Annotated in this window: 21 protein-coding genes; 9 read left to right on the top strand and 12 right to left on the bottom strand. The window is 72.8% G+C overall.

The features are described 5' to 3' along the window. Positions 1-17 precede the first annotated feature (17 nt). A complete protein-coding gene (gene tkt, locus HNR57_RS02250) occupies positions 18-2,093 on the bottom strand; it encodes a transketolase (RefSeq protein WP_184555072.1) in 2,076 nt (691 codons plus the stop codon). A 136-nt stretch (positions 2,094-2,229) separates the two neighbouring features. Between tkt and HNR57_RS02245 the strand changes: the two genes are divergently transcribed. Next, positions 2,230-3,117: a helix-turn-helix domain-containing protein gene (locus HNR57_RS02245; protein ID WP_184555069.1), complete on the top strand. Its 888-nt coding sequence runs from the start codon at positions 2,230-2,232 to the stop codon at positions 3,115-3,117. 51 nt (positions 3,118-3,168) lie between these two features. On the opposite strand, the gene HNR57_RS02240 is transcribed toward HNR57_RS02245, so the two are convergent. After that, positions 3,169-4,563: a glycoside hydrolase family 16 protein gene (locus HNR57_RS02240; RefSeq protein WP_184555066.1), complete on the bottom strand. Its 1,395-nt coding sequence runs from the start codon at positions 4,561-4,563 to the stop codon at positions 3,169-3,171. 190 nt (positions 4,564-4,753) lie between these two features. Continuing rightward, a complete protein-coding gene (locus tag HNR57_RS02235) occupies positions 4,754-4,912 on the bottom strand; it encodes a hypothetical protein (protein ID WP_184555063.1) in 159 nt (52 codons plus the stop codon). A gap of 104 nt (positions 4,913-5,016) precedes the next feature. Here HNR57_RS02235 and HNR57_RS02230 point away from each other — a divergent pair, with 104 nt between their 5' ends. The 4 genes from HNR57_RS02230 to HNR57_RS02215 all read left to right on the top strand — a co-directional run bounded on the left by HNR57_RS02230 (position 5,017) and on the right by HNR57_RS02215 (position 8,987). Continuing rightward, the gene (locus HNR57_RS02230; RefSeq protein WP_184555060.1) at positions 5,017-5,526 is read left to right on the top strand and encodes an SRPBCC family protein; all 510 of its coding nucleotides are present in this window, start codon (positions 5,017-5,019) and stop codon (positions 5,524-5,526) included. Continuing rightward, complete coding sequence (locus tag HNR57_RS02225) at positions 5,519-7,138, top strand: phytoene desaturase family protein (protein ID WP_184555057.1); 1,620 nt, start codon at positions 5,519-5,521, stop codon at positions 7,136-7,138. Before HNR57_RS02230 ends, HNR57_RS02225 begins: the two co-directional genes overlap by 8 nt. Before the next feature lie 43 nt (positions 7,139-7,181). After that, positions 7,182-8,063: an SDR family oxidoreductase gene (locus HNR57_RS02220; protein WP_184555054.1), complete on the top strand. Its 882-nt coding sequence runs from the start codon at positions 7,182-7,184 to the stop codon at positions 8,061-8,063. 72 nt (positions 8,064-8,135) lie between these two features. Further along, positions 8,136-8,987, top strand: coding sequence for an oxygenase MpaB family protein (locus HNR57_RS02215; protein ID WP_184555052.1), 852 nt, complete (start codon positions 8,136-8,138; stop codon positions 8,985-8,987). A 40-nt stretch (positions 8,988-9,027) separates the two neighbouring features. Here the strand turns inward: HNR57_RS02215 and HNR57_RS02210 are convergent, their stop codons facing one another. From HNR57_RS02210 to HNR57_RS02195, 4 genes are all read right to left on the bottom strand, one after another. Next, positions 9,028-9,771 (bottom strand): IclR family transcriptional regulator, encoded by a 744-nt coding sequence (locus HNR57_RS02210; RefSeq protein WP_184555049.1) that lies wholly within the window; start codon positions 9,769-9,771, stop codon positions 9,028-9,030. After that, positions 9,768-11,141 carry an alpha/beta hydrolase family protein gene (locus tag HNR57_RS02205; RefSeq protein WP_184555047.1) on the bottom strand — a complete coding sequence of 458 codons (1,374 nt, stop codon included), beginning with the start codon at positions 11,139-11,141 and terminating at the stop codon, positions 9,768-9,770. Before HNR57_RS02205 ends, HNR57_RS02210 begins: the two co-directional genes overlap by 4 nt. Further along, positions 11,138-12,484 carry an MFS transporter gene (locus HNR57_RS02200; protein WP_184555045.1) on the bottom strand — a complete coding sequence of 449 codons (1,347 nt, stop codon included), beginning with the start codon at positions 12,482-12,484 and terminating at the stop codon, positions 11,138-11,140. Before HNR57_RS02200 ends, HNR57_RS02205 begins: the two co-directional genes overlap by 4 nt. An 80-nt stretch (positions 12,485-12,564) precedes the next feature. Beyond that, positions 12,565-12,990 (bottom strand): MarR family winged helix-turn-helix transcriptional regulator, encoded by a 426-nt coding sequence (locus tag HNR57_RS02195; RefSeq protein WP_107454440.1) that lies wholly within the window; start codon positions 12,988-12,990, stop codon positions 12,565-12,567. A gap of 200 nt (positions 12,991-13,190) precedes the next feature. On the opposite strand from HNR57_RS02195, the gene HNR57_RS02190 reads away from it, so the two are divergent. The 4 genes from HNR57_RS02190 to HNR57_RS02175 are packed head-to-tail and all read left to right on the top strand — an operon-like array spanning position 13,191 to position 16,972. Beyond that, positions 13,191-14,108: an SDR family NAD(P)-dependent oxidoreductase gene (locus tag HNR57_RS02190; protein WP_313672936.1), complete on the top strand. Its 918-nt coding sequence runs from the start codon at positions 13,191-13,193 to the stop codon at positions 14,106-14,108. A gap of 11 nt (positions 14,109-14,119) precedes the next feature. Next, positions 14,120-14,995: an amidohydrolase family protein gene (locus HNR57_RS02185; RefSeq protein WP_184555041.1), complete on the top strand. Its 876-nt coding sequence runs from the start codon at positions 14,120-14,122 to the stop codon at positions 14,993-14,995. A gap of 10 nt (positions 14,996-15,005) precedes the next feature. Next, positions 15,006-16,520, top strand: a complete 1,515-nt coding sequence (locus HNR57_RS02180; protein ID WP_184555039.1) for an acyl-CoA synthetase — start codon at positions 15,006-15,008, stop codon at positions 16,518-16,520. After that, complete coding sequence (locus HNR57_RS02175; protein WP_184555037.1) at positions 16,517-16,972, top strand: MaoC family dehydratase; 456 nt, start codon at positions 16,517-16,519, stop codon at positions 16,970-16,972. The genes HNR57_RS02180 and HNR57_RS02175 overlap by 4 nt, the downstream gene beginning before the upstream one ends. On the opposite strand, the gene HNR57_RS02170 is transcribed toward HNR57_RS02175, so the two are convergent. The 5 genes from HNR57_RS02170 to HNR57_RS02150 are packed head-to-tail and all read right to left on the bottom strand — an operon-like array spanning position 16,963 to position 25,221. Then, the gene (locus tag HNR57_RS02170; protein WP_184555035.1) at positions 16,963-17,790 is read right to left on the bottom strand and encodes a PaaX family transcriptional regulator; all 828 of its coding nucleotides are present in this window, start codon (positions 17,788-17,790) and stop codon (positions 16,963-16,965) included. The two genes, HNR57_RS02175 and HNR57_RS02170, sit on opposite strands and share 10 nt — an antisense overlap. A gap of 53 nt (positions 17,791-17,843) precedes the next feature. Further along, a complete protein-coding gene (locus HNR57_RS02165) occupies positions 17,844-19,514 on the bottom strand; it encodes a PHP domain-containing protein (protein WP_184555033.1) in 1,671 nt (556 codons plus the stop codon). A gap of 26 nt (positions 19,515-19,540) precedes the next feature. Further along, entirely contained in the window at positions 19,541-21,373 is a 1,833-nt protein-coding gene (locus HNR57_RS02160; protein WP_184555031.1) for a LamG-like jellyroll fold domain-containing protein, read from the bottom strand. Positions 21,374-21,421: 48 nt separating this feature from the next. Next, positions 21,422-24,355: a glycoside hydrolase family 2 TIM barrel-domain containing protein gene (locus tag HNR57_RS02155; RefSeq protein WP_184555029.1), complete on the bottom strand. Its 2,934-nt coding sequence runs from the start codon at positions 24,353-24,355 to the stop codon at positions 21,422-21,424. Beyond that, positions 24,352-25,221: an alkaline phosphatase family protein gene (locus HNR57_RS02150; RefSeq protein WP_184556515.1), complete on the bottom strand. Its 870-nt coding sequence runs from the start codon at positions 25,219-25,221 to the stop codon at positions 24,352-24,354. The genes HNR57_RS02155 and HNR57_RS02150 overlap by 4 nt, the downstream gene beginning before the upstream one ends. Between the last annotated feature and the right edge of the window lie 40 nt (positions 25,222-25,261).

Here is a 25,261-nt window from a genome sequence, read left to right as displayed (position 1 = left end):
TCCTTCGGGCGGTCGGATCAACCGCGTGCGGCGGCGAGGGATTCCCGGGCGGCCGCGACGACGTTCTCGGGGGTGAAGCCGTACTCGGCGAACAGGGTTGCGGCGTCGGCGGAGGCGCCGAAGTGCTCCAGGGAGACGATGCGTCCCGCGTCCCCGACGAACCGGTGCCAGGTCAGCCCGATCCCGGCCTCGACGGCGACCCGGGCCCGCACGGACGGCGGAAGCACGGCGTCGCGGTACGAACGCGGCTGCTCCTCGAACCACTCCACGGACGGCATCGACACGACGCGGGTGGGCACGCCGGCGGCTTGGAGGAGCTCGCGCGCCCCGGCGGCGACGTGCACCTCGGAACCCGTGGCGATCAGGATCACCTGGGGCGTGCCGCCCTCCGCCTCGAACCTCACGTAGCCGCCGCGTGCCGCGTCCGGGTCCGGGTCGTAGGTGGGCACGCCCTGGCGGGTGAGCGCGAGGCCGTGCGGGGCGGGGGCGGTGCTGTGCCGCTTCAGGATCTCGGCCCAGACGACCGCGGTCTCGTTCGCGTCGGCGGGGCGTACGACGTTCAGGCCCGGGATGGCCCGCAGCGCGGCCAGGTGCTCCACCGGCTGGTGGGTCGGGCCGTCCTCGCCGAGGCCGATGGAGTCGTGCGTCCACACGTACGTCACCGGCAGCTGCATCAGGGCGGACATGCGCACCGCGTTGCGCATGTAGTCGGAGAACACCAGGAAGGTGCCACCGTAGATCCGGGTGTTGCCGTGCAGGGCGATGCCGTTCATCTCCGCGGCCATGGAGAACTCGCGGATGCCGAAGTGGACGGTGCGGCCGTACGGGTCGGCCTCCGGCAGCGGGTTGCCCTCGGGAAGGAACGAACTGGTCTTGTCGATGGTGGTGTTGTTCGAGCCGGCCAGGTCGGCGGAACCGCCCCACAGCTCGGGCACGACCGGGCCGAGCGCCTGGAGGACCTTGCCGGAGGCGGCACGGGTGGCGACGGCCTTGCCCGGCTCGAACACCGGCAGGGCGTCCTGCCAGCCCTCGGGAAGCTCGCCCTTGCTGACGCGGTCGAACGTGGCGGCCCGCTCCGGGTTGTCGCCCCGCCAGGCGGCGATCCGCTTGTCCCAGGCGGTGTGCGCCTCCGCGCCCCGGTCCAGGGCCCGGCGGGTGTGGGCCAGCACCTCGTCGGCGACCTCGAAGGACCGCTCCGGGTCGAAGCCGAGGAGGCGCTTGGTGGCCGCGACCTCGTCCACGCCCAGCGCCGAGCCGTGGGAGGCCTCGGTGTTGCGCGCGTTCGGGGCGGGCCAGGCGATGATCGTGCGCATCGCGATGATGGACGGGCGTTCCGTCTCGGACCGAGCCGCGCGCAACGCCGCGTACAGCGCCCGCACGTCGACGTCGCCGTCCTCCTGCGGCTCGATCCGCTGCACGTGCCAGCCGTAGGCCTCGTAGCGCTTCAGCACGTCCTCGGAGAACGCGGTCGCGGTGTCGCCCTCGATGGAGATGTGGTTGTCGTCGTAGAGGAAGACCAGGTTGCCGAGCTTCTGGTGACCGGCGAGAGAGGAGGCCTCCGCGGAGACGCCCTCCTGGAGGTCGCCGTCCGAGACGATCGCCCAGATCGTGTGGTCGAAGGGGGAGTCGCCCTCGGGGGCGTCCGGGTCGAACAGGCCGCGCTCGTAGCGGGCGGCCATCGCCATGCCGACGGCGTTCGCGACGCCCTGGCCGAGCGGACCCGTGGTGGTCTCCACCCCCGCGGTGTGCCCGTACTCGGGGTGGCCGGGCGTCTTGGAACCGTGCGTGCGGAACGCCTTCAGGTCGTCAAGACCCAGCTCGTAGCCCGCGAGGTACAGCTGCGTGTACAGGGTCAGCGAGGTGTGGCCGGGGGACAGGACGAAGCGGTCACGGCCGGTCCACTCGGGATCGGCGGGATCATGCCGCATCACCTTCTGAAAGATCGTGTAGGCGGCCGGCGCCAGGCTCATCGCCGTGCCGGGGTGGCCGTTGCCGGCCCGCTGGACCGCGTCGGCCGCCAGGAGACGGGCGGTGTCGACGGCACGCCGGTCGAGTTCGGTCCATTCGAAACTGTCCGCTGTCTGCGTGCTCATCTTCAAGAAGTCCTCGATCGGAGCAGGGATGCTGGTCTGACGCGTTCAAAACTAAAAGTCTGACTTTTACGGCGGAAGGTCGGCGTGTGCCAGCCTGTGGTGAAAGTGGGACACCAGCGGGCGGCACGAGGCGGACATGGCGGACAGAAGCATCCAAGGCGGCGACGGGATCGATACGTTCCCCTTCCCGGTCGAGCTGAGCGTCGGCGGTGTCGGCATGCAGGTCGGCCCGATGGGCACCGGCCGCACCTGGCACGCCGACGCGCCGCTGGAGCGCGTGCACCGCATCGACTTCCACGTCGTGATGCTGTTCGGTGAGGGCCCGGTCCGGCACATGGTCGACTTCACCGAGTACGAGGCCGGCGCCGGGGACCTGCTGTGGATCCGCCCGGGGCAGGTCCACCGCTTCTCGCGCACCGGCGAGTACCGCGGAACCGCGCTCACCATGCAGCCCGGCTTCCTGCCCCGCTCGACCGTGGAGGCCACCGGCCTCTACCGCTACGACCTGCCGCCGCTGCTGCGCCCCGACGCGGCCCAACTCGCCGGTCTGCACGCCGCGCTCGCACAGCTGCGGCGCGAGTACGAGGACACGGCCACGCTCCCGCTCAGCCTGCACACCGCCGTCCTGCGCCACACCCTGACGGCGTTCCTGCTGCGCCTCGCGCACCTGGCGGCCAGTTCGGCCGAGGCGCAGCGGCAGCGGACCGACTCCACCTTCACCCTCTTCCGGGACGCCGTGGAGCGGGACTTCGCCACCAACCACAGCGTCAGCGCCTACGCCGACGCGCTCGGCTACTCCCGCCGCACCCTGGTCCGCGCGGTGCGCGCCGCGACCGGCGAGACGCCCAAGGCCTTCATCGACAAGCGCGTGGTCCTGGAGGCCAAACGGCTCCTCGCCCACACCGAACTGCCGATCGGCCGGGTCGGCGTGGCGGTCGGCTTCCCCGACGCCGCCAACTTCTCCAAGTTCTTCCACCAGCACACGGACCAGACCCCGGCGGCGTTCCGCGCGGAGTTGCGCTGAGGGCGGCGAAAAGGGGCCCCACGCACGCGTGGAGCCCCTTCCCGGGCCGGGTCAGCGCCCGAAGGTGAACCAGTTGACGTTCACGAAGTCCGCCGGCTGCCCGCTGGTGAAGGTCAGATACACGTCGTGCGTGCCGGTCACGCCACCGATGTTCGCCGGGACGGTCCGCCAGGACTGCCAGCCGCCGGTGTTGCCCACCGCGAAGCTCCCGATCGGGGCGTTGCTCCGGCTGTCCAGCCGCACTTCGACCAGCCCGCTGACGCCGTTCGCCGCGCCGCTCGCGACCCGGGCGCTGAACTGCCGGGCCGCCGTGGAGCCGAAGTTGACGCCCTTGAACTGCAGCCAGTCGCCGTTGGCCAGCGCGCCGATGTTCTGGCCGCCGCCGGAGTCGGTGGTCGTCTCGGTCAGGGTGCCGGACTGGCCGTCGAAGGACTCGGCCTGGATGGTGCCGTAGGCGTCACGGTTGCCGGTCGGGGGAGGAGTGGTGCCGCCGCCCGACGACAGCACCTGTACGTAGTCGACGACCATCGCGTGGCCGGGCTGCGTCCCGGCGTCCGGCCCGCCGCCGAACGCGTCCGGGAAGCCGCCGCCCATCGCCACGTTCAGGATGATGAAGAAGCCGTGGTCGGTGGCGTTCTTCCAGGTCGTCGCGTCGACCTGGTTGGCGCGCACGGTGTGGAAGTTGACGCCGTCGAGGTAGAAGCGGATCTCCTCGACGCTCGTCGAGCGGTCCCACTCCATCCGGTACGTGTGGAAGCCGGCCTGGCAGGAGGTGCCCTGGCAGGTCGTCGAACCGCCGATGCCGCTGGTCTCGTTGCAGGGTCCGCCCGGGGAGGTGCCGCAATGCATCGTCGCGAACACCGTGTTCATGCCCTGGGTGTTCTCCATGATGTCCAGCTCGCCGACCGCGGGCCAGTTCCAGTAGTTGCCGCGGTAGGGGGCGCCCAGCATCCAGAACGCCGGCCAGTAGCCCTTGGCGGCGGCGCCGGTGACGTTCGGAACCTGGATGCGCGACTCGACGCGGAGTGTGCCGCCGGCCGGGGGCTGGAAGTCGGTGCGGTTGGTCTCGATGCGGCCGGAGGTCCAGTTGCCTGCGGCGTCCCGCCGGGGCGTGATCCGGAGGTTGCCGTTGCCGTCGAGCGAGACGTTGGCCGTGCTGTTCGTCATCGTCTCGATCTCGCCGGTGCCCCAGTTGGCGGGGCCGCCCGGGTAGCCCTTGCCGGTCGCGTACTGCCAGTTCGAGGTGTTGACGCCGGTGCCGGCGGCGCCGTTGAAGTCGTCCACGAACACCTGCGTCCAGCCCGACGGGGGTGGCGGCGCGGAGGCGTTCGCGGACGGGGTGGCGACCGCGGAGGCGGCGGCCGCGAGGCCGAGCGTGCTGACGACGGCGACGAACGCCCGTCGGAAGGGGCGGGGTCTGCGGGCGGTGCTTGAGGTTCCGCTCATGTGGGGGCCTCTCGGGGAAGGGGGGTGAGAGCGCTCTCAAAGTGCCGCCAATGTGCTCCACGCCGTCCAGGGCGTCAAGAGGTAAAGCCAGGAAAAGTGCGGGGACGGTGGTGTGTGCACAGCTCGAACGCCGGTGAGCTGCGAGGGAGTTACAGGTGGCGGTGCGGAAGGGCCCCTTCTGAGAGCGCTCTCAGACCTTCTCGCCGGGACTCCGCTCTCGCTTCCTCGACCAGCGACGGAGCACGTCGTCGAAGATCAGCAGCAGGACGACGGCCACACCCGGGGTCCACTCCGGCAGCTCGGACCAGGCGATGAGGAGTCCGGCGGCCCCCGCGAGAACCGACAGCACCAGCAGCCGCGGCGGGGCCGCCGGGGCGCCGCGCTGTTGAACCAGGGGTTGCGGGGCACTCGGGGTGGACGACGGACTACCGGTCGAGGCAGCAGGAGGCACCCGTGGCCGTTCGCCATCACCTGATCCGAGTCGGCCCGGGCGCCGTGTGGGACGTCCTCGCCGACGGCGACCGCTACGCGGAGTGGGTGGTCGGGACCTCCGAGTCCCACCCCGTGCGGGGACAGTGGCCGCGCACCGGCGCGGCGATCCACTACGAGGTCCGGCTCGGCCCGGTGCGGCTGGACAACGAGACGGTCGTCCGCTACTGCGAGGAAGGCACCCGGCTGGAGCTGGAGGCCCACGCCGGTGTCCTGGGCACGGTCCGCATCGCGATCGAGCTGCGGCCCTGGGGCGAGCACTGCCTGGTGATCGTGGACGAGCATCCCCTGCGGGGCGCGGGCGGCCGGCTGCACAACGTCGGCTTCGAGGCGCTGATCCAGCTGCGACACCGTACGATGCTGGCCCGCCTGGCCAAGCTCTGCGAGGCCGAGGCGCGGACCCCGGGCAGTGGCCGCCGCGCCCTGGGCCAGGTGACCTCGGGATCCGAGGCGGACGGAGCAGGCCATGCCTGACGCCGTGGTGATCGGCGCGGGCCCCAACGGCCTGGTCGCCGCCAACATCCTCGCGGACGCCGGATGGAGCGTCGAGGTGCTGGAGGAGCAGCCCGAACCGGGCGGCGCCGTGCGCCACGACCGGGGCGTCGACCCCGCCTTCGTCAACGACCTGTTCAGCTCCTTCTACCCCCTCGCGGCCGCCTCGCCCGTCCTGGCCGCGCTCCACCCGGAGGAGCACGGACTGCGCTGGAGCCACGCGCCCAGCGTGCTGGCCCACCCCCTCACCGACGGCAGCTGCGCCGTCCTGGACCGGAACATCGACATCACCGCCGCGTCCCTCGACACCGTCGAGCCGGGCGACGGAGCCGCGTGGCGGCGGCTGCACGACGTGTGGCAGAACCTGCGCCCCGGCCTCCTGGAGGCCCTGTTCACCCCGTTCCCGCCCGTGCGCGCCACGGCGCGGCTGGCACTGCGGCTGCGGGCGGCGGGCGGACTGCGCATGGCCCGCTCCCTGATGCTGCCGGTGCGCCGCCTGGGGGAGGAGGAGTTCCGCGGCGAGGGCGGCCGCCTGCTGCTGGCCGGCAACGCCCTGCACGCGGACCTCGCCCCCGAGTCGGCGGGCAGCGGCGGCTTCGGCTGGCTGATGGCCATGCTGGGCCAGACCTACGGCTTCCCCGTCCCGGCCGGCGGCTCCGGCGCGCTGACCTCGGCCCTGGTCCGGCGTCTGCAGACCCGGGGCGGGCGGGTGCGCTGCGGGCAGCGCGTCGAGCACGTCGTCGTGCGCGGCGGGCGGGCCGTGGGCGTGCGCACGGCGGGCGGGGACGCGGTGCCGGCCCGCCGTGCGGTGCTGGCGGACGTGTCGGTGCCCGCCCTGTACGGCGAGCTCCTCGACCCCGGTCACCTGCCCGCGCTGCTCCTCGACGACCTGCGGCGCTTCCAGTGGGACTTCGCCACGTTCAAGGTCGACTGGGCGCTCGACGGCCCGGTGCCCTGGCAGGCCGAGCAGGCGTCCCGGGCCGGCACCGTGCACCTCGCCGACGGCATGGACGAGCTGACCCGCTTCACCGCGCAGATCGCCATGCGGCAGGTCCCGGACCGGCCGTTCCTGATCTTCGGCCAGATGACCACCTCCGACGCCACCCGCTCCCCGCAGGGCACCGAATCGGCCTGGGCCTACACCCACATCCCGCACGAGATCCGCGCCGACGCCGCCGACGAGGGCATCACCGGAAGCTGGGACACCAAGGACCAGGAGCTCATGGCCGACCGCGTCGAACGCCAGGTGGAGCGCTTCGCACCGGGCTTCCGCTCCCTGGTCCGCGGCCGTCGCATCCTGGCGCCCCCGACCCTGGAGGCGCTCGACGCCAACCTCGAGGGCGGCGCCATCAACGGCGGCACCACCGCGCTGCACCAGCAGCTCGTCTTCCGGCCCCTGCCCGGCACCGGCCGCCCGGAGACCCCGGTGCCGGGCCTGTACCTCGCCTCCTCCGGGGCCCACCCGGGCGGCGGGGTGCACGGCGCGCCCGGAGCCAACGCCGCCCGGGCCGCCCTGCGCCGCAACCGGCCCCCCGGCCTGGCCCGCGCCCAGCGGCTCCTCGCCCACCGCGACCGCACCGGAGCCAGGCGCTGACCCGGTTCCCGTGGGAAAGGGTCCGGCACCGGAAGGGCAGCCCATGAGCAGCAGTCCGCTCGCCGAGCGCACCATCGTCATCACCGGAGCCGCCCGCGGCGTGGGCGCGGCACTGGCCCGCCAAGCCGCCCGGCGCGGCGCCCGGGTGGCGCTCGTCGGCCACGAGAAGCCCGTTCTGGACGCGGTGGCCGCCTCGCTGCCGGGCCCGGCCCTCGCCCTGGAGGCCGACGTCACCGACCTCTCCGCGCTCGAGGCGGCGGCAACCACCGTGCGGGCCCGGCTCGGGCGTCCCTCGGCCGTGGTGGCGAACGCCGGCATCGCCGAGGGCGGCGCGCTCCTCGCCTCCGACCCGGCCGCCTGGCGCCGTGTCATCGACGTCAACCTCACCGGCAGCGCCCAGACCGCCCGGGTGTTCCTGCCGGACCTGATCGGCACGGCCGGCTACTACCTCCAGGTCGCCTCCCTGGCCTCGATCGGCGCCGCCCCGCTGATGAGTGCCTACTGCGCCTCCAAGGCGGGGGTCGAGGCCTTCGCGCACTCCCTGCGGGCGGAGGTCGCGCACCGCGGGGTCGGGGTGGGCATCGCCTACCTCAACTGGACGGACACCGACATGATCCGCGACGCCGACCGGTACGCCGTCCTGCGGGAACTGCGCAGGCACATGCCCCCGCCGGTCCGCCGCGTGTACCCGGTGGAAACGGTCGCCGCCCGCCTGGTCAGGGGCATGGAGCGCCGCCGTACGGCCGTGTACGCACCGGGGTGGCTGCGGCTGGCCCAGCCGATACGCCCGGCCATGCCCCCCGTGGTCCTGCGCGTGGCACGCCGCGCACTGCCCCGTCTGGAGGCCTCGGGCCCGGTCCGCTACACCGGGCCGCTCGGTGCCGGCGGCCTGGCCGACCGTGCGGCGGCCGGGCCGGGGCCCTGACGAGGACGGACCGGCAGGCCCGGCCGGGCACGGTCATGCCGGACACTGGTCAGCAGGAGAGGGGAGGCCGCCGTGCTGACCGGAGTCCGTGAACAGCTGGGCCAGGCCCTGTTCCGCCGGGTCGCGGGCCCCGGCGGACCCGCGACCCGTGCCCGGATCCACCACACCCCCGGCCCGCGCTGGTTCGGGCCGGACCGGCCGATCCGCGCGGTCCACGGCGACGCCTCGATGTTCATCGGCGGGCTGACCGCCCTGCTCCTGCAGTCGCTGCACCCGCTCGCGATGGCGGCCGTCGCCGGGCACTCCGGCTTCCGCGGCGACCCATGGGGCCGGTTGCAGCGCACCAGCACCTTCCTGGCCGTGACGACGTACGGTACCGCTGCGGACGCCCAGCAGGCCGTCGACCACGTGCGGGGCATCCACGCACGGATCCGCGGCACGACGGCCGATGGCGTGCCGTACCACGCGGCCGACCCCCATCTGCTCGGCTGGGTGCACGCCGCCGAGACGGACAGTTTCCTGCGCGCCCACGAACGCTACGGAGCCCGGCCGCTGGACGCCGCCGGCTACGACGCCTACGTCGCCGACACCGCGCGGGTCGCCGAGGCGCTCGGGGTGGCCGGCCCGCCGCGCGACCGCGGCGAACTGGCCGAGCGCCTGAGCGCCTACCGGCCCGAACTGCGGGCCACGCCCGAGGCCCGGGCAGCCGCCCGCTTCCTGCTGTTCCAGCCGCCCCTTCCCCTGGCCCTCCGGCCCTTCTACGGCGGGCTGGCCGCGAACGCCGTCACCCTGCTCCCGCCCTGGGCGCGCGGCATGCTGTGGCTGCCCCGGGTGCCGGTCGTCGAGGACCTCGCCGTACGCCCCACCGGCCGGGCCCTGACCCGGACCATCCGCTGGGCCATGACCCCGGCCCGGGAGGCCTGAACCGAAGGGGCGTGCGGGGTCCGGCGAACCCCCGCCGCGCTCAGGGCTGCCAGCCCAGCGCCCGGGAGATCCCGCGCGCCGCCACCCGCACCGCCGGGCCAAGGACCGGCACCTGGGCGTCCGCGTGGGGCACCACGATCGACACGGCGGCGGTCACGGTGCCGTCCGCACCGCGCACCGGAGCGGCCACCGACAGGGCGTCCTCCGTGACCTGACGGTCACTCACCGCGATCCCCGACCTGCGCACCTCGGCGAGCACCCGCCGCAGCCGCTCCGGTCCGGTGATCGTGTACGGGGTGAAGGACGCGAGTTCGCCCTCGCAGTACTCCTTCCGGAACACCGGATCGCCGTGTGCCAGGAGGGCGAGCCCGACCCCGGTGGCGTGCAGCGGCCAGCGGGCGCCGACGCGGATGTGCACGCCGACCGCCGACCGCCCCGACAGCCACTCGATGTAGACGACGTCCCGGCCGTCCCGCACGGCCAGCTGCACGTTCTCGTGCGTCGCCTCGTACAGGTCCTCCAGGTACGGCAGCGCGATCTGCCGCAGGGCGAGGCCGCGCGGGGCCAGCGCGGCGAGCTCCCACAGCCGCAGTCCGACGTGGTAGACGCCGGACTCGTCCCGCTCCAGGGCGCCCCACTCGGTCAGCGCGCCCACCAGCCGGTGCGCGGTGGTCAGGCTCAGCCCGGCCCGCCGGCTGATGTCCGTCAGGCACAACGCCGGATGCTCGTGGTCGAAGGCCGCGAGCACGGACAGCAGCCGGTCGGGCGCGGTGGGGGCTGTCATGGCCGGGCGTCTCCCGGGTGAACCAGGTCGTAGGGGCGGGGGTAGGTGCTCGGACGGTACGGAACGTAGCGGGGTTCGTTCGTCGGATCCTCGGCCTTCGCGCGGGAGTTGAGGGCGCCGGGCGAGGCGTCCCAGCGGCCGGTGTCCAGGCGGTGCTCCAGGGTGTGCAGGGCGGCCAGTGTCTCGCCCGGTGTGAAGGTGCAGTGGCCCGGGCCGTCGACGTAGGCCTGGCGGAGGAGCCCGGCGGAGCCCGCCGCCGTGGCGGCCCGCCGGTAGGCGCTCTCGGACTGCACCGGGATCAGGGCGTCACCGGTGGTGTGGATGTTCAGCTGGGGGTCGGTGAGGCGGCCGGAGAGCACACTGGTGTTCCGCATCCAGCGCACCGCCGGCGGGTCGGCGGCGATCCGGGGTGCCCGGCCCAGGGCCGAGAGGTCGGTGCGCAAGGACAGTCCCGCCTCCTTGTAGAGCTCCGTGACCTCTTTGTACAGCGGGGAGCGTACGAGCATCGAGCGGTAGTCGACGCCGGTGTTCCAGGACGGGTTGCCGCCCGCCCGGCTCTCGGCCTCCTGCCGCCAGCTGAACGCGGGCAGTTGGAGCAGGCCCCGGACGGCGGTGTACTGGTTGGCCTGGGCCGTCCGGAAGTCGGTGGGGTCCGGCAGCGTCTGCGAAGGGTCGTTGTAGCCGGGGATGTTGTGCAGGGCGGCAGCGAGGGCGATCCGGGCCCGGCCCCCGGGGGTCCGCTGAGCCGCGTCGACCTTCGAGGTGAGCGCCTTGCCCGCGGCAACCGCCTCGGCCTGGTCCGCGAAGCCCGCGAGCCGCACACCGGAGTCCGGGGCGAGCAGCGTGCGCAGCGCGAACACCGGGTCCAGGGTGCTGTTCCAGTTGGCGACACCGCCCTGCACCAGTCCGCACATCGACAGCGATCCGTCGAACCGGCCGGCGTGCCGCTCGGCGAGCATGCTGGTGACGAAGCCGCCGTAGGAGGTGCCCCAGGCCAGCGTCCGCCGGGCCGCCCCGAACTTCTGCGTGAACAGGTCCAGCGTGGCGAGCTGGTCGGGCACCGCCTCCGTGACCGCCCAGCCGTTCGTCGCGTACGAGGAGCCGATCAGGGCGTAGCCCTCGGCCAGCAGTTTGTCGCGGGCGGCCGGACCGGGTGTGTTCTGGGCCGGGTTGGGGGCTCCGGCCGGGGTGTAGCCGTGGCTGTAGAGCAGGACCGTGCCGTTCCAGGACGCGGGGACGTCCATCACGTAGGCGGCGCCGGACGGGAGCCGGCCCTCCAGGCGGGTGTCCGCGGTGGCGGCCTGCGCGGGCAGGGCGGTCGCCGCCAGGGACAGGCAGGCGGTCGTCAGCAGGGCGAGGCGGATCCTCAACGCGGGGTTCCTTCCAGGGCGGGGGCGGCGGCGGGGGAGTCCAGCGCGTCCGTGTGCGTCTCGCGCAGTCGCCACACGGTGACCGCGGTGACGGCCGCACCGGCGCACAGCAGCAGCGACACCGGGGTGCTGCCGCCGCCGAAGGAGGCCAGGAGACTGCCGGCGATCAGCGGGGAGAACCCCGCGCCGATCAGGGTGGCCCCCTGGTAGCCGAGGGAGGCGCCGGTGTAGCGGACGCGGGTGCCGAACATCTCGGTGAGCAGGGCGCCCAGGGGTCCGTACATCGTGGACTGGGCGACGCCGTGGCCGAGCGCCAGGGCGAGGATCAGCAGGCCGGGGGAGCCGGAGTCGACCAGGGCCAGCACCGGGAAGGCGAGCGCGGCCGAGGCGACGGCACCGGCGAGCACGACGGGCCGGCGGCCGACCCGGTCCGACAGCGCGGACGCCGCGGGCAGGACGACGAGGGCCACACAGGAGGCGACGGTGACCGCGGTCAGCACCTGCGGGCGGGTGTACCCCTCGTCGACGGCGTAGGAGATCATGAAGCTCGTCAGCAGGGACTGTGCGGTGAACGCGCCGATGCCGACGCAGGCGGCCAGCAGCACCGGCTTCGGCCGCCGCAGCACCTCCACGATCGGCGGCCGGGCCACCGGCTCCCGTTCGACCTGTGCGAACAGCGGGCTCTCGGCGACCTTCAGCCGCACGAACAGGCCGACGCCCAGCAGCACGATGCTCAGCAGGAACGGCACCCGCCAGCCCCAGGAGCGGAACTGCTCGTCCGGCAGGGTGGCGACCAGGGTGACCACACCGGCCGACAGCACGGAACCGAGCGGGGCGCCGAGCTGGGTGAAGCTGGACCACAGGCCGCGCCGGGAACCCCGCGTGTGCTCGGCGTGTTCGACGACCATCAGCATCGCGCCGCCCCACTCGCCGCCGATCGCGATGCCCTGCACCACGCGCAGGGCGACCAGCAGCACCGGGGCCCAGACGCCGATGGTGTCGTACGTCGGCAGCAGGCCGATGAGGAAGCTCCCGGATCCCATCAGGACCATGGTCAGCAGCATCATCGACTTGCGGCCGAGCCGGTCGCCGAAGTGCCCGAAGACGATGCCGCCGAGCGGCCGGGCGAGATAACCCGCGGCGAAGGTGCCGAACGCCGCGATGGTGCCGACCGCCGGGTCGGCCCGTGGGAAGAACAGTTCGCCGAAGACGAGCGCGGCGACCGTGCCGTAGACGAGGAAGTCGTAGAACTCGACGGTGGTGCCGAGCAGGCCGGAGACGGCGACGCGCCGCAACTGCCGTGAATCGGGGGAGGCTTGGGAGGCGGACGGGGATGGCTGCACGGTGGGCTCCCTGGGGACGGGGCGCGGTTGATCCGTGAAGTTATGCATCCATCGTGCAGCCGTCAATCATTTGCACAACATCAGTTCAGGCCGTCCTCCGCGATGCGCAGCAGCAGCGCGTGCAGGGTCTCCCGTTCGGCCGGGTCCAGCGGGCCCAGGAGTTCGCCGGTCACCCGCAGGCCGGCCTCGTCGGTGTCACGGAGGAAGCCGCTGCCGCTCTCGGTCAGGACGACGATCCGGCTGCGGCGGTCGTCGGGGGACGGGCGGCGCTCGGCGAAGCCCAGCTTCTCCAGGTCGTCGACCAGGCCGACGATCGCGCTCGGGTCGTAGCCGAGCCGCGTGCTCAGTTCGCGCTGCAGGGCGCCGTCGGTGGTGGCGAGGTAGCGCAGCACCGCGTAGTGGCGCAGACGCAGGCCCGACTCCTGGAGGCAGGCGTTGAAGAGCTGCCCCGAGCGCAGGCCGAGCCGGTACAGCAGATAGCCCGTGTCGGCGTGCAGTCCGCGCATCCACGGCTCGTGGGCGTCGATGGGCTTCGCGGTGACGTGTCGGCGTGTGATGACGGGCTCCCTGTGCTCGGTGCTGCTTGCCGGTGATTCCAGCATCCCGCACCCGCAGGTCTCCAACAACTATTGACGTCAACAATTATTGCTCTTAGCTTCGATCTCGAAGCCGCACCACCCGCATCAGCTCGTGAAGGGACCCGCCCGTGCCCAGCATCGATCTCACCGGCAAGGCCGCCGTCGTCACCGGCAGCGGCCGGGGCCTCGGCCTCGCCTATGCCCACGCCTTGGCCGCCCACGGCGCGTCCGTGGTCGTCAACGACGTCGACGAGGCCGTGGCCGAGGCGGCCGTGAAGTCCATCGCGGAAGCGGGCGGCAAGGCCGTCGCCGAGGTCGTCCCGGTCGGCACCGCCGAGGCCGCCGAGCGGCTGGTGAACCGCGCGGTCGAGGAGTTCGGCCGGCTGGACGTCCTCGTCACCAACGCGGGCATCCTGCGCGACAAGGTGCTGTGGAAGATGACCGACGAGGACTTCGACGCGGTGATCACCACCCATCTCAAGGGCACCTTCACCTGCGCCCGCGCCGCCGCCGTCCGGATGCGCGAGCAGGGCGAGGGCGGCTCGCTGATCCTGGTCGGCTCCCCGGCCGGCCAGCGCGGCAACTTCGGCCAGACGAACTACGCCGCCGCCAAGGCCGGCATCGCGGCGATGGCCCGCACCTGGTCGATGGAGCTGGGCCGCGCGGGCATCACGGTCAACGCGATCGTGCCGGTCGCCGCCACCGCGATGACCGAGACGATCCCGGCCTTCGCCCCGTACATCGAGGCCATGCGCGGCGGCGAGCCGCTGCCGGACTTCCTGCGCAAGGGCGAGGGCTTCGGCACCCCGGAGGACTGCGCGGCCCTGGTCCCGTTCCTGGCCTCCGAGGCCGCCCGGGGCGTCACCGGCCAGTGCGTCGGCATCGGCGGCGACAAGGTGGCACTCTGGTCGCATCCGCAGGAGATCAGGGCGGCCTACGCCGACGGCGGCTGGACCCCCGCCGCCCTCGCCGACGCCTGGCCCACCTCGGTCGGTGCCGAGCTCCAGTCGGTCGGCATCCCGGCGCCGAAGTTCCCGGAGGCGTGATGGACCCCTCGATGAACGTCGACGACCTGGTCGCGATCGACGTCCACACGCACGCCGAGGTGTCCTCCCAGGGCCACTCCTCCCTGGACGACGACCTGCACGACGCCTCCTCCGCCTACTTCAAGGTCGAGGGCAAGCGGAAGCCGACCCTGGAGGAGACCGCCGCGTACTACCGCGAGCGGAACATGGCTGCCGTGATCTTCACGGTCGACGCCGAGTCCGCGACCGGCACCCCGCCCGTCCCCAACGAGGAGGTCGCCGAGGCGGCCGCCGCCAACGCCGACGTCCTCATCCCCTTCGCCTCCGTCGACCCCTTCCGGGGCAAGGCGGGAGTGAAGCAGGCCCGGCGGCTGGTCGAGGAGTACGGGGTGAAGGGCTTCAAGTTCCACCCCAGCATCCAGGGCTTCTTCCCCAACGACCGCTCGGTGGCGTACGACCTGTACGAGGTGATCGAGGAGACGGGCACGATCGCCCTCTTCCACACCGGCCAGACGGGCATCGGCGCCGGCGTCCCCGGCGGGGGCGGGATCAGGCTGAAGTACTCCAACCCGCTCCACGTGGACGACGTGGCGGCCGACTTCCCGCACCTGAAGATCATCCTGGCGCACCCGTCCTTCCCCTGGCAGGACGAGGCCCTGGCCGTCGCCACGCACAAGCCGGGCGTGCACATCGACCTGTCCGGCTGGTCGCCGAAGTACTTCCCGCCGCAGCTCGTGCAGTACGCGAACACCCTGCTCAAGGACAAGGTCCTCTTCGGCTCCGACTTCCCCGTCCTCACCCCCGACCGCTGGCTCGCCGACTTCGGCAAGCTGACGATCAAGGACGAGGTCCGGCCGAAGATCCTCAAGGAGAACGCGGCCCGCCTGCTCGGGCTGACGAAACCGTAAGGGGCGTGACATGCGCAACGAGGGACTGGGGTCATGGCCCGCACGCCGGGCCCGCAAGACCCCGCACCGCACCGCCCTGATCCGCGGCGAGGACGCCACCGACTACGGCACCCTCCACACCCGCACCACCCGCCTGGCCCACGCCCTGCGCGCCCGGGGCGTGCGCCGCGGCGACCGCGTCGCCTACCTCGGCCCGAACCACCCCTCCTACCTGGAGACCCTGTTCGCGGCCGGCACGCTCGGCGCGGTCTTCGTCCCCCTCAACATCCGCCTGGCCGGACCCGAGATCGCCTACCAGCTCGCCGACTCCGGCGCCCGTGCCCTCGTCTACGGCCCGTCCTACGCCGGTCTGGTCGCGGGCCTGCCCGGCAGCACCGACGTACGCGTCTACCTGGAGGTCGGCGGCGAGTACGAAGCGGCCGTCGCCGAGGCGTCCGAGGAGCCGGTCGACGAACCGGTCGGCGCCGACGACACCTGCATCATCATGTACACCTCGGGCACGACCGGCCGGCCCAAGGGCGCCATGCTCACCCACGGCAACCTCACCTGGAACGCGGTCAACGTTCTCGTCGACACCGATCTGATCGCCGACGAACGCGCCCTGGTCTCCGCCCCGCTGTTCCACACGGCGGGCCTGAACATGCTGACCCTGCCGGTGCTGCTGAAGGGCGGCACCTGCGTCCTGGTCGACGCCTTCGACCCGGACGCCACCTTCGACCTCATCGAACGGCACCGGATCACCTTCATGTTCGGCGTGCCCACGATGTTCGACCAGGTGGCCAGGCACCCGCGCTGGCCGCAGGCGGACCTCTCCTCGCTGCGCATCCTCACCTGCGGCGGCTCACCGGTCCCCACCCCGCTGATCGCCGCCTACCAGGAACGCGGTCTGACCTTCCTCCAGGGCTACGGCATGACCGAGGCCGCCCCCGGCACGCTGTTCCTGGACGCCGAGCACGCCGTGAGCAAGGCGGGATCGGCGGGCGTGCCGCACTTCTTCAGCGACGTCCGCGTCGTCCGGCCCGACCTGGCGCCGGCCGGCGTCGGCGAGGTGGGCGAGGTGGTGGTGCGCGGCCCGCACGTCATGCCCGGCTACTGGGGGCTGCCCGAGGAGACGGCCGCGTCCTTCGCGGACGGCTGGTTCCGCAGCGGCGACGCCGCCCGGATCGACGAGGACGGCTACGTCCACATCGTCGACCGCATCAAGGACATGATCATCTCCGGCGGCGAGAACATCTACCCCGCCGAGATCGAGGACCAGCTCCTCGCCCACCCGGACATCGCCGAGTGCGCGGTGATCGGGGTGCCGGACGACAAGTGGGGCGAGGTGCCGCGCGCCGTTGTCGTGCCCCGCGAGGGCGCCGGCCTCGACCCCGACGAGGTGCTCGCGTCACTCGCCGGCCGCCTCGCCAAGTACAAGATCCCGAAGTCGGTGGTCGTCGCGGACGAACTCCCGCGCACCGCCTCCGGAAAACTCCTCAAGTCCCGTGTCCGTACGCGCTACGGCACCCAGGAAGGATCCGCATGAGCCTCACCGTCAACGGCCTCGACGAACTGAAGAAGCTCGCCGGCAGCGACCTCGGCACCAGCGAGTGGATCGAGGTGACGCAGGAGCGCATCAACACCTTCGCCGACGCCACGGGCGACCACCAGTGGATCCACGTGGACCCCGAGAAGGCCAAGGAGGGCCCCTTCGGCGCTCCCATAGCGCACGGCTACCTCACGCTCTCCCTCTTCATTCCCCTCTTCACCGAGCTGCTGGACGTCCAGGGCGTGACGACGAAGGTCAACTACGGCCTCAACAAGGTGCGTTTCCCTTCCCCGGTGAAAGTCGGCTCCCGCATCCGCCTGACGGCGAAGCTCGCCGAGGTCGAGGAGGTGCCGGGCGGCGCGCAGATCACCGTCGAGGGCGCCATCGAGATCGAGGGCGCCACGAAGCCGGCGGCGGTGCTGCAGAGCCTGTCGCGGTTCTACGCCTGAGTCCGCGCGGGCACCAGATCCAGAAGGCGTTCCGAGGCCTCGTGGGCGAGGGGGGAGAGCCGCTCGTGCACGGTCCGGAACGTCTTCTCGGCCGGTTCGGCCGGCCAGTCGGCGGGCAGGTGCTCGACGGGGAGCCGTGGGTCGCGGCGGACGATCTGCAGCCACTCCGTCTGGAGGCGCAGGCGCAGCACGAGGGCGTCTCCGGCGTCCGGCAGGTCGTCCTCCCAGTGCTGCCAGCGGCCCGCGAACCCCTCGTAGCGCTCGGCCAGTTCGGACAGCTCCCAGGTCTCCTCGATCATCCGGCCGATGTCCATGCCGGTGTCCGCGTGCGCCCGGAAGACCTTGACGTGGGCGGACAGTCCGAGCTCGGCCACCAGGGCCGACACGTCGACCTCGCCCGGGGCGATCCACAAACCGTTGAAGAGCGGGCCGAAGCCGCTCCAGGTCAGCTGGGAGCGCAGATCGTGCCGCTGGCGCTGCCAGGACTCCGGCAGGGAGAAGCCGAGCAGCGTCCAGCTGCCGTCCCACCGCCGGTTGACGGCACCCGCCTGCCAGATCCGCTGCGCGCCGTCGCGCAGCACCGCCTCCGAGCGCTCGGTCAGCCCGAAGTACATGCGGCGGCCCTCGCGCTGGCGGCGCAGCAGGTCACGGCCCACCATGCGGGTCAGAGTGGAGCGGGTGGCCTGCTCGCCGATCCCGGCGCGGGCGAACACGTCGATGACGCTGCCCGAGTACACGCACACATCACGGCCGAGCACCTGGTCGCCCAGGAACGTCAGCATGAGGGACTGGGGCCGCAGCGACTCTTCACCGGTCACGCGGCCCACCGTACCTCCGCCCGATCAGTCCGTGACCTGCTGGTACCCGGGGATCAGGCCCCCTCCACGTCGACGAACACGGGGTTCGAGTAGAACCAGGTGTCCGCCCACGGGTCGCCGTCCCCGGGCTCGTGCGGGACCGGCCCGTGCGGGTCGACCGAGGCACCGAGGTAGCCGGTTCCGTGCCGGTTGCCGTCGCTGCCGCGCAGCCGGACGTAGAAGGACTCCTCGCCGGCGGTCAGCGGGATACGCAGGGTGTACGTGCCCGTGCGGCCGGAGACGTCGTGCGTCCGCACGACCCGGGTCTCCGGGGCCTTCCAGGTGTCGCGGTCGGCGACCGGGCCCCGCACGGCGCCGCGGATGACGTCCACATGCGCCAACTCGGGCAGGATCCCCTGCGGGTTGGGCCGGGAGGCGGTCGTCACCGTGACGTTCAGGGTGAGCCTCTCGCCCTTGCGGACCCGCAGCCGGCCACCGAGCGTCACGCCCCGGCCCCGGTCGCCGTCCCGGATCAGGCGTACCTCCAGCCCGTCGAGCAGATGCCCGTGGTCCAGCCACACCCGGCCCGCGCGCATCCCCGCCATCACCGCGCGGTAGCCGTAGCGGGTCACGCCCACGTGGGTGCGGCTGAACTGGCCGGGCCAGAAGTCGCTGCCCGGCTGCGGGGTGTCCGTTTTCACCGGGTCGGGCAGCCTGCCGGTGCTGTCGAAGGTCTGTCCGGGCTGCCAGTCGCCGTTCTTCCAGGTGTCGAAGACGATCCGGTGGGCGTCGGAGTTGGTGGTGACCGAGAACAGCCGGCCCTCGGCCAGCATCGAGTCCCACAGCCCGCCCACGGTCGCGGTCGCCCAGTCGAAGCCGCCGTAGGTCAGGTAGGCGTCCGCCGGGTAGCCGGGCCAGGACTGCGCGGACGGCTTGTTCTCGTACTCGCCGCGGATCGAGCCGGCCCCGCGCCAGCCGGGGATGGCCGCGCCCTGTGCGCCGGGCGCGCCCTCCATACCGATCATGATCTCGGGCGCGGCGTCCCGCCAGTTGCGCATCTCGTGCGGGGAGTCGATGCCCAGGCGCATCGGATGGTTGGCGAGGACCAGCACGTCGTCGACGTAGCCCGAACGCCGCTGCTCGGCCAGCCACTTGATCGCCTTGACAGCGTGCGCCTCGTTGCGGGCGGTGTCCGCGTCGGCGGGGCCGCCCTTGTCGTAGGCGAGGAGCTTGCCGTCGTAGGCGCGCTCGAAGCGGGTCAGCACGTCGACCTCGTGCGGGCCGGGCGCGGTGAACACCGTGCAGTGCTCGGCCGCCGGGATGTACCACTCCAGGCCCTGGAAGATCAGCTGCCGCGGGTTCTCCGCCCGCGCGTCGAGGATCTCCCGGTGCTCCAGTGCGGCCCCGAAGTCCGCGTGCCCGAAGTTGGAGTGCTCGGTGAACACCATCCAGTCCAGGCCGTACTTCGCGCCCGCGGCGGCCAACTGGGAGAAGGTGTACTTGGCGTCGTGGCTGTAGACGGAGTGGATGTGGTGGTCGCCGACGAGGTAGGCGAGGCGCGGGTCCTCACCGCCCGGCCGGCGGCCGTCGGCGGCCAGGGCCGGGGCCGCCCCCGAGCCGAGGGCGAACGCGGCGCCGAACAGGCCCGCGCGGCGCAGGAGCCCGCGGCGGGACACCCCCTGTGGATCGAGGGCGGCGGGGGAGACGGACGGGTCGGCCCAGGCGGGCAGTTGCTGCTCGGTCATGACGGATCCTCGCGCGTTCTGTGAGGTCAGTGGTTCATGAAAGAGGCGACGGGCAGTGCCCGTGCGACGATCCGGACATCGCCGAGGCGTCCGTGGAAGATCTGGTCGATCTTCCCGCCGTACTCGTAGCCGCCCAGCAGCCACGGCAGACCCACCGAGGTGATGCCGAGGGAGGAGGCCCTGGGGTTGCGCAGCACCGGGCAGCCCTCGACGTACAGCGTGGTGTGCCTGCCGTCGTTGACGACCGCGAGGTGCCACCAGGTCTCCAGCGGCGTCTCCTGGCCCCAGTTGGTCGCGATGCCCTGCTGGTTGAGCGGGCGCATCGCCCACTGCGGTTCCCGGTCGTTGGACAGCGACAGCGTGGCCAGCGGCTCGTCCGGGTCGTCGGCGGTCTTCCCGGCGGCGCCGCCGGTGCCCGTGCGGGAGACCAGACCCGACCAGGCGTTGTGGTCCGGGTCCCAGTCGGCGGGCAGCCGGTAGAACGCCTCGATGGTGTAACCGTCCTCGAAGGTGGCCCGGCTCAGCGGGGCGCCGTCGACCGTCTTCAGATACGCGCCCTTCAGGGGGGACTTGAAGCCCTGGAACTCCAGGCTGCCGTGGCCCGGCTGGTCGGGGTGGTGATCGGCCGACCAGCCCAGCGCGCCGCCGCCGACGGTGACGATCGAGAGGTCGTTGCCCCGCCCGGACAGGTCACGGACCGTGCCGTCCGTGCCGTCCACGGGCTCGTCGAAGCGCCAGTACGCCATCGTGCCCGGGACGAGCATCTTCGAGGCGGGCCGGGCCGCACGGGCGGGCACGGGCGCGAAACCGGCGAAGCGCTTGCCGAAGTCGATCTCGACGGAGAACCGGTCGGCGTCGCCGCTCAGTTCCATCTCCTGCCGTTCCAGCTCGTTGAGCCCCTTCGCGGCCCGGCCCAGGATCCAGGGCGAGAGTGTCTCCACGTCGATGACCCCGCGGTCCAGGTCGAACCGGTACAGCCGGATCATGGCCGCGCCGCCGAAGTAGCGATTCTGGTAGTTGGTCAGATGCAGGTGGACGTCGTGTCCGTCCGCGTTCTTCCGTATCGCGCGGCCGGCGGGCCAGTAGTGCCCGCCGAGCGCCAGGAAGATCTGGTCGTGGTCCTCGATCAGCCGGTCCCACAGCTGCTGCCCGTAGTCCGACAACGTGTCGTCCGCCACGACCAGTTCGTGCGTCGTGAGGATCACCGGCGTCTTCGGGTGCTTCGCCAGGACGTCCTTCGCCCACGCGTAGCCCTGCGGCGACAGCCGCCAGTCCAGTGCCAGGACCAGCCACTCCCGGCCGCCCGCGGGGAACAGGTGGAAGGAGTTGTAGCCGTCGGCCGAGGCCCCGCCGAACGTCCGCCGCCCCGCGAACCGCTGCGGCCCGAAGGCGTCCAGGTACGGTGTCGCGCCGCGCTGGTCGGTCGTCGACGACTTCACGTCGTGGTTGCCGGCCAGCACGCTGTAGCCGACGCCGCGCCGGTCCAGCAGCCGGAACGCCTCGCCGATCGCCGCGAACTCCTCCTTCGCGCCGTTCTGCGTGAGGTCACCGAGGTGGGACAGGAAGACGAGGTTCTCCTCCCGGCCGTGCTCCAGCAGATACCGCAGCGAGGCCTCGACCGGCGCCTTGTCGATGCTCGGCCCGTCGAAGAGGTACTGCGTGTCCGGCATCACCGCGAGCGTGAAGCGGCGGCTGCCGGGATCGGGCCGCCACGTCGCCGTCGCCGCCTCGGCGGTGACGGCCGGCAGCGCGGACACGGCGGCGGTCACGCCGAGCAGCGCGGTGGCGCGGAGGAAACTGCGTCGTGCGGCACCGGCCTGGGGCGCCTCGCCCAGGTCGTGGTCATGCGAAGTGCACACGGGTGCTCCAGGAGGTGACTGAGACGGGTGATCGTGTGGGGGGAGAACTCACAGAACGCGCAGCGTCCAGCTCCAGCGATGGACTCCTGCCGCGACGAGGTAGGAAGCGAAGGTGTCGGGTCCGCACGACGCCGTGCCGAGCCCGCGGTGCGCCGCGTCGATGTGCACCACGCACCCGGCCCGCGGCACCAGTTCGTCGTGGTGCGCGACGGCGGCGAGCCCGGCCGCGCGGTGCCGGTTCACGGAGACCTGGCGGGGCCGGTCCAGCCGCACCGCGAGCCCGGTGGCGTCCGGCGCGGACAGCGTGAACCGCCGCACGCCGTGGCGCCCTCCGCTCTCCTGCGGCCGCAGATAGGGCGTGAACAGCTCGTCCACCGGGAGGGAATGGTGGCCGACGGGCGCGCCGGCGGCCCGGTCCGGATACGACTCCCAGGGGCCCTGCCCGAACCACTCCAGCAGGGTGAGCCCGGGGACCGTCTCGAACACCGTCCCCACCCGGGCCACGTCGTGCAGCGCCTCGGGCAGTTCGGCGCTCTCCGTGACGAGCAGACCGCCCGCCACGGCTGTGAGCACCTGCTCGTGCCGTACGGTCCCGCCCGCGCAGACGTAGTCGGACACCACGGTCACCCGGCCCGGGTCACGCCGTACGGAGACGACCGTGCGGGCGGGCTCCGCCAGCCCCCAGTCCCGCCAGCGGGCCGCCATGCCGCCCAGTTCGTCGTTGTCGGTCGGCGCCCGCCACAGGGACAGCACGGGAGCGGCCGTCAGCAGCGGATGGACGAGCAGCCCGTCCTCGTCGACCTCGACCGGACCGTCCGGGACCCGGGTGTGCACCGGCGGGGGCGCCGCCCGCAGCCGCACCTGCGGCAGGCACACGACCGTCCCGCGCGGCGCCCACGGCTCGTCCCCGGCCGTCGTGACCCGCAGTGTCAGCCACGCCTCGCCGCCCTCCGCGGGCAGTTCGAACGGCAGCGGCACCGCGGCCGTCTCACCCGGCCTGAGACCGGGCAGCTCGGCGGGAGCCGTCAGGGTGGTGCCGTCCGCGAGGGACAGCTCCCACACGCCGGACAGCCAGTCCAAGCCCCGGAAGTGCTGGTGGTTGCCCAGCACGACGCCCTCGTGCCGGAAGCAGTCGATACGCACCGGCGCGGCGATCTCCCGGTGCTCGAACATCACGGGCTTGGGGGTCCGGTCGGGGAAGACGACACCGTCGGCGATGAAGGCGCCGTCGTGGTCCGTCTCCCCGAAGTCGCCGCCGTAGGCCCAGCGATGCCCGGGCGCGGCGACACCGTTGTCATAGAGCCCGGCGCCCCCACGCCCGGCCGGTCTGCCGTCGTTCACACGCTGGAGGATGCCGTGGTCCCAGAACTCCCAGATGAACCCGCCCTGAAGACCCGGGGTGGCCTCGATGGCCGCCCAATGGTCCGCCAGCGTGCCGTTGCTGTTGCCCATGGCGTGCGAGTACTCGCACTGGATGAGCGGCTTGGTCTGGGTGCCGGACAGGGCGTGGGCCAGGCACTCCTCCAGCGGCGCGTACATGGGGCAGGCGATGTCCGAGGCCAGGTCCGGATCCGCCCAGCCGTGCCTGGCCGCGCCCTCGTACTGCACCGGCCGGGTCGGGTCGTGCCGGCGCACCCAGCCGGCCGCCGCGTCGTGGTTCGCGCCGTAGTCCGACTCGTTGCCCAGCGACCAGATGATGACGGACGGGTGGTTCTTGTCCCGCAGCACCATCCGCGCGGCCCGGTCCACGAAGGCGCCCAGGTAGCGCGGGTCGTCGGCGATCTCGTGCGCGTGGTCGTGGGACTCGATGTCGGCCTCGTCGACGACGTAGAAGCCGAGCTCGTCGGCCAGGTCGTACAGGGCCGGGTCGTTCGGGTAGTGCGCGGTGCGGATCGCGTTGAAGCCGAAGCGCTTCAGCAGGACGAGGTCGGCGCGCATGTCGTCGTACGACACCGTGCGACCGGTCAGCGGATGGAAGTCGTGCCGGTTCACGCCCCGGATGAACACGCGCTCGCCGTTGACCAGCAGGTCACGGCCGTCGATCTCGACGTCGCGGAAGCCGACGCGGTGCCGTGAGGTGTCGGCGACGGTGCCGTCGGCGCGGTGCAGGCGCACAGTCAGGCCGTACAGCTCGGGCGTCTCGGCGTTCCAGGTGCGCACCTCCGGCACGGCGGCACGCAGCCGCGCCTCGCCGAGAAACGCGGAGACGCGCTCGTCCTCGGCGTTGGCCCGGTCGAACTCCGCGTCCTGGGTGAGCAGCTGCCCGTCCAGCTCCCCGCTGACGTACCACCCTTCGGGCAGCGGCCCGCCCGCGTCCCGCACCCGGCACTCCACCAGCAGGTCCCCGTCCCGCCGGGCCCGCACGGTGACGTCCGCGAGATGCAGCGGGTCGGTGGCGTACAGCAGCACCGAGCGGGTGATCCCGCCGTGCCACCACTGGTCCTGGTCCTCGATGTGGGAGGCGTCCGACCACTTCACCACGGTCAGGCGCACGGTGGCCCGCTCCCCGGGGCGCACCACCGGCGTGAGGTCGAATTCGGCGGCCAGGTGCGAGTCCTTGGAGATCCCGGCGGGCCTCCCGTCCACGTGCACCAGCAGCACGCTCTCGGCGGCCCCGACCTGGAGCACGATCCGCCGCCCGGCCCACTCGGCGGGCACGTCCACCACCCGCTCGTAGACCCCGGTCGGGTTGGCGGCGGGCACGTCCGGCGGGAACTCGGCGAACGGCATGCGGACGTTGAGGTACTGCGGAAGATCGTCCGTGCCTTGCAGGGTCCACACGCCGGGCACGTACGACGACGACCAGGCCTCCCCGGGCGGGGCGTCCGGCGCGGCCAGCAGCTGGAAGCGCCAGTCGCCGTCGAGGGGGACGGCACCGTGGCGCCGGTCGACGGCGTTCGTCGGCAGCCGTCCCCAGGAGGTCAGCTCGGGTGCCTGCCAGGGGCGCAGGGCGATCAGGGGGTCGAGGTGTGCGTCGGTCATGACCATTCCGGAGTGGGTGCGGCGGGCCCGGGCAGGACGCGGCCCTGCAGGCCCCAGGCGGGGTCGAGGGGGATGCCGAGACGGTCCAGGACGGTGGGGGCGATGTCGATGAGGCGGGGCGTGTCGAGCCGGGTGCCCGCGGGTCCGCCGGGCTCGGCGAGGATGACGAAGACCTCCCGCTCGGCACGCGAGTCACCGCCGTGGCCACCGGAGTCGAGGTGACCGTGGTCGGTGGTGACCAGCACGGTCCAGTGCTCCTCGGCGCGCCCCGGATCTGCCCGCCGCGCGTCGATCGCCTCCAGCAGCCGCCCGAGGTGGGCGTCCTGGCCGAGGAGGGCCCGGTCGTAGGCGGGGGAGAGGGGGCCCGTGGCGTGTCCGGCCTCGTCGGTGGCGCCGAGGTACACGAACAGGACGTCCGGGTCGGACTTGGTGAGCCAGCGCAGGGCGGTGCGGGCGACGCGGCGGTCCGCGGTTTCGTAGCCCCTGCGTTCACCGTTGTGGCGCACACGGCGGCCGATGGCCCGGCCGAGGGTGCCGCGGCGCACCAGCGCCGGCCAGGACACGGCGGCCGCCGTGCGCAGACCGGGCCGGCCGCGGGCGGCGCGGGTCAGGAAGTCGGGGTAGCGGGCGTAATCGGCGCCTTTGAAGTCGTTGCCGGTGACCCCGTGGCGGTCGGGCCACACGCCGGTGAGGATGCTCGACCAGCCGGGCCCGGAGTCGGTGCAGGCCACGCCGGTCGAAGGCTCGTCGTCGGCTCGGCCGTAGGGCAGCAGGCTCGTGCCGTGGGCACCCGTGGCCATCAGGTGGTGCAATACGGGTGCGGTGGAGGGGGAGCGGGTCAGCCGGTCGAAGCGCAGGCCGTCCATGCCGACGACGAGCACCTTGGCGCGTCGGCTCTTGGCGTTG

Origin of the sequence: Streptomyces paradoxus, from assembly GCF_014202475.1 — a bacterium.
In the GTDB taxonomy this organism is placed as follows: Bacteria; Actinomycetota; Actinomycetes; order Streptomycetales; family Streptomycetaceae; genus Streptomyces; species Streptomyces paradoxus.
Note: the sequence above shows the minus strand (reverse complement) of the source record. Positions and strands in the feature narration are given on the sequence as shown.

Excerpts from the sequence above, each read along its gene's own strand:
- HNR57_RS02225 (WP_184555057.1), top strand. The coding sequence starts at position 5,519 with ATGCCTGACGCCGTGGTGATCGGCGCGGGCCCCAACGGCCTGGTCGCC.
- HNR57_RS02245 (WP_184555069.1), top strand. The coding sequence starts at position 2,230 with ATGGCGGACAGAAGCATCCAAGGCGGCGACGGGATCGATACGTTCCCC.
- HNR57_RS02210 (WP_184555049.1), bottom strand. The coding sequence starts at position 9,771 with ATGACAGCCCCCACCGCGCCCGACCGGCTGCTGTCCGTGCTCGCGGCC.
- HNR57_RS02165 (WP_184555033.1), bottom strand. The coding sequence starts at position 19,514 with ATGACCGAGCAGCAACTGCCCGCCTGGGCCGACCCGTCCGTCTCCCCC.
- HNR57_RS02180 (WP_184555039.1), top strand. The coding sequence starts at position 15,006 with ATGCGCAACGAGGGACTGGGGTCATGGCCCGCACGCCGGGCCCGCAAG.
- HNR57_RS02240 (WP_184555066.1), bottom strand. The coding sequence starts at position 4,563 with ATGAGCGGAACCTCAAGCACCGCCCGCAGACCCCGCCCCTTCCGACGG.
- tkt (WP_184555072.1), bottom strand. The coding sequence starts at position 2,093 with ATGAGCACGCAGACAGCGGACAGTTTCGAATGGACCGAACTCGACCGG.
- HNR57_RS02155 (WP_184555029.1), bottom strand. The coding sequence starts at position 24,355 with ATGACCGACGCACACCTCGACCCCCTGATCGCCCTGCGCCCCTGGCAG.
- HNR57_RS02185 (WP_184555041.1), top strand. The coding sequence starts at position 14,120 with ATGAACGTCGACGACCTGGTCGCGATCGACGTCCACACGCACGCCGAG.
- HNR57_RS02220 (WP_184555054.1), top strand. The coding sequence starts at position 7,182 with ATGAGCAGCAGTCCGCTCGCCGAGCGCACCATCGTCATCACCGGAGCC.
- HNR57_RS02175 (WP_184555037.1), top strand. The coding sequence starts at position 16,517 with ATGAGCCTCACCGTCAACGGCCTCGACGAACTGAAGAAGCTCGCCGGC.
- HNR57_RS02195 (WP_107454440.1), bottom strand. The coding sequence starts at position 12,990 with ATGCGCGGACTGCACGCCGACACGGGCTATCTGCTGTACCGGCTCGGC.
- HNR57_RS02150 (WP_184556515.1), bottom strand. The coding sequence starts at position 25,221 with ATGGACGGCCTGCGCTTCGACCGGCTGACCCGCTCCCCCTCCACCGCA.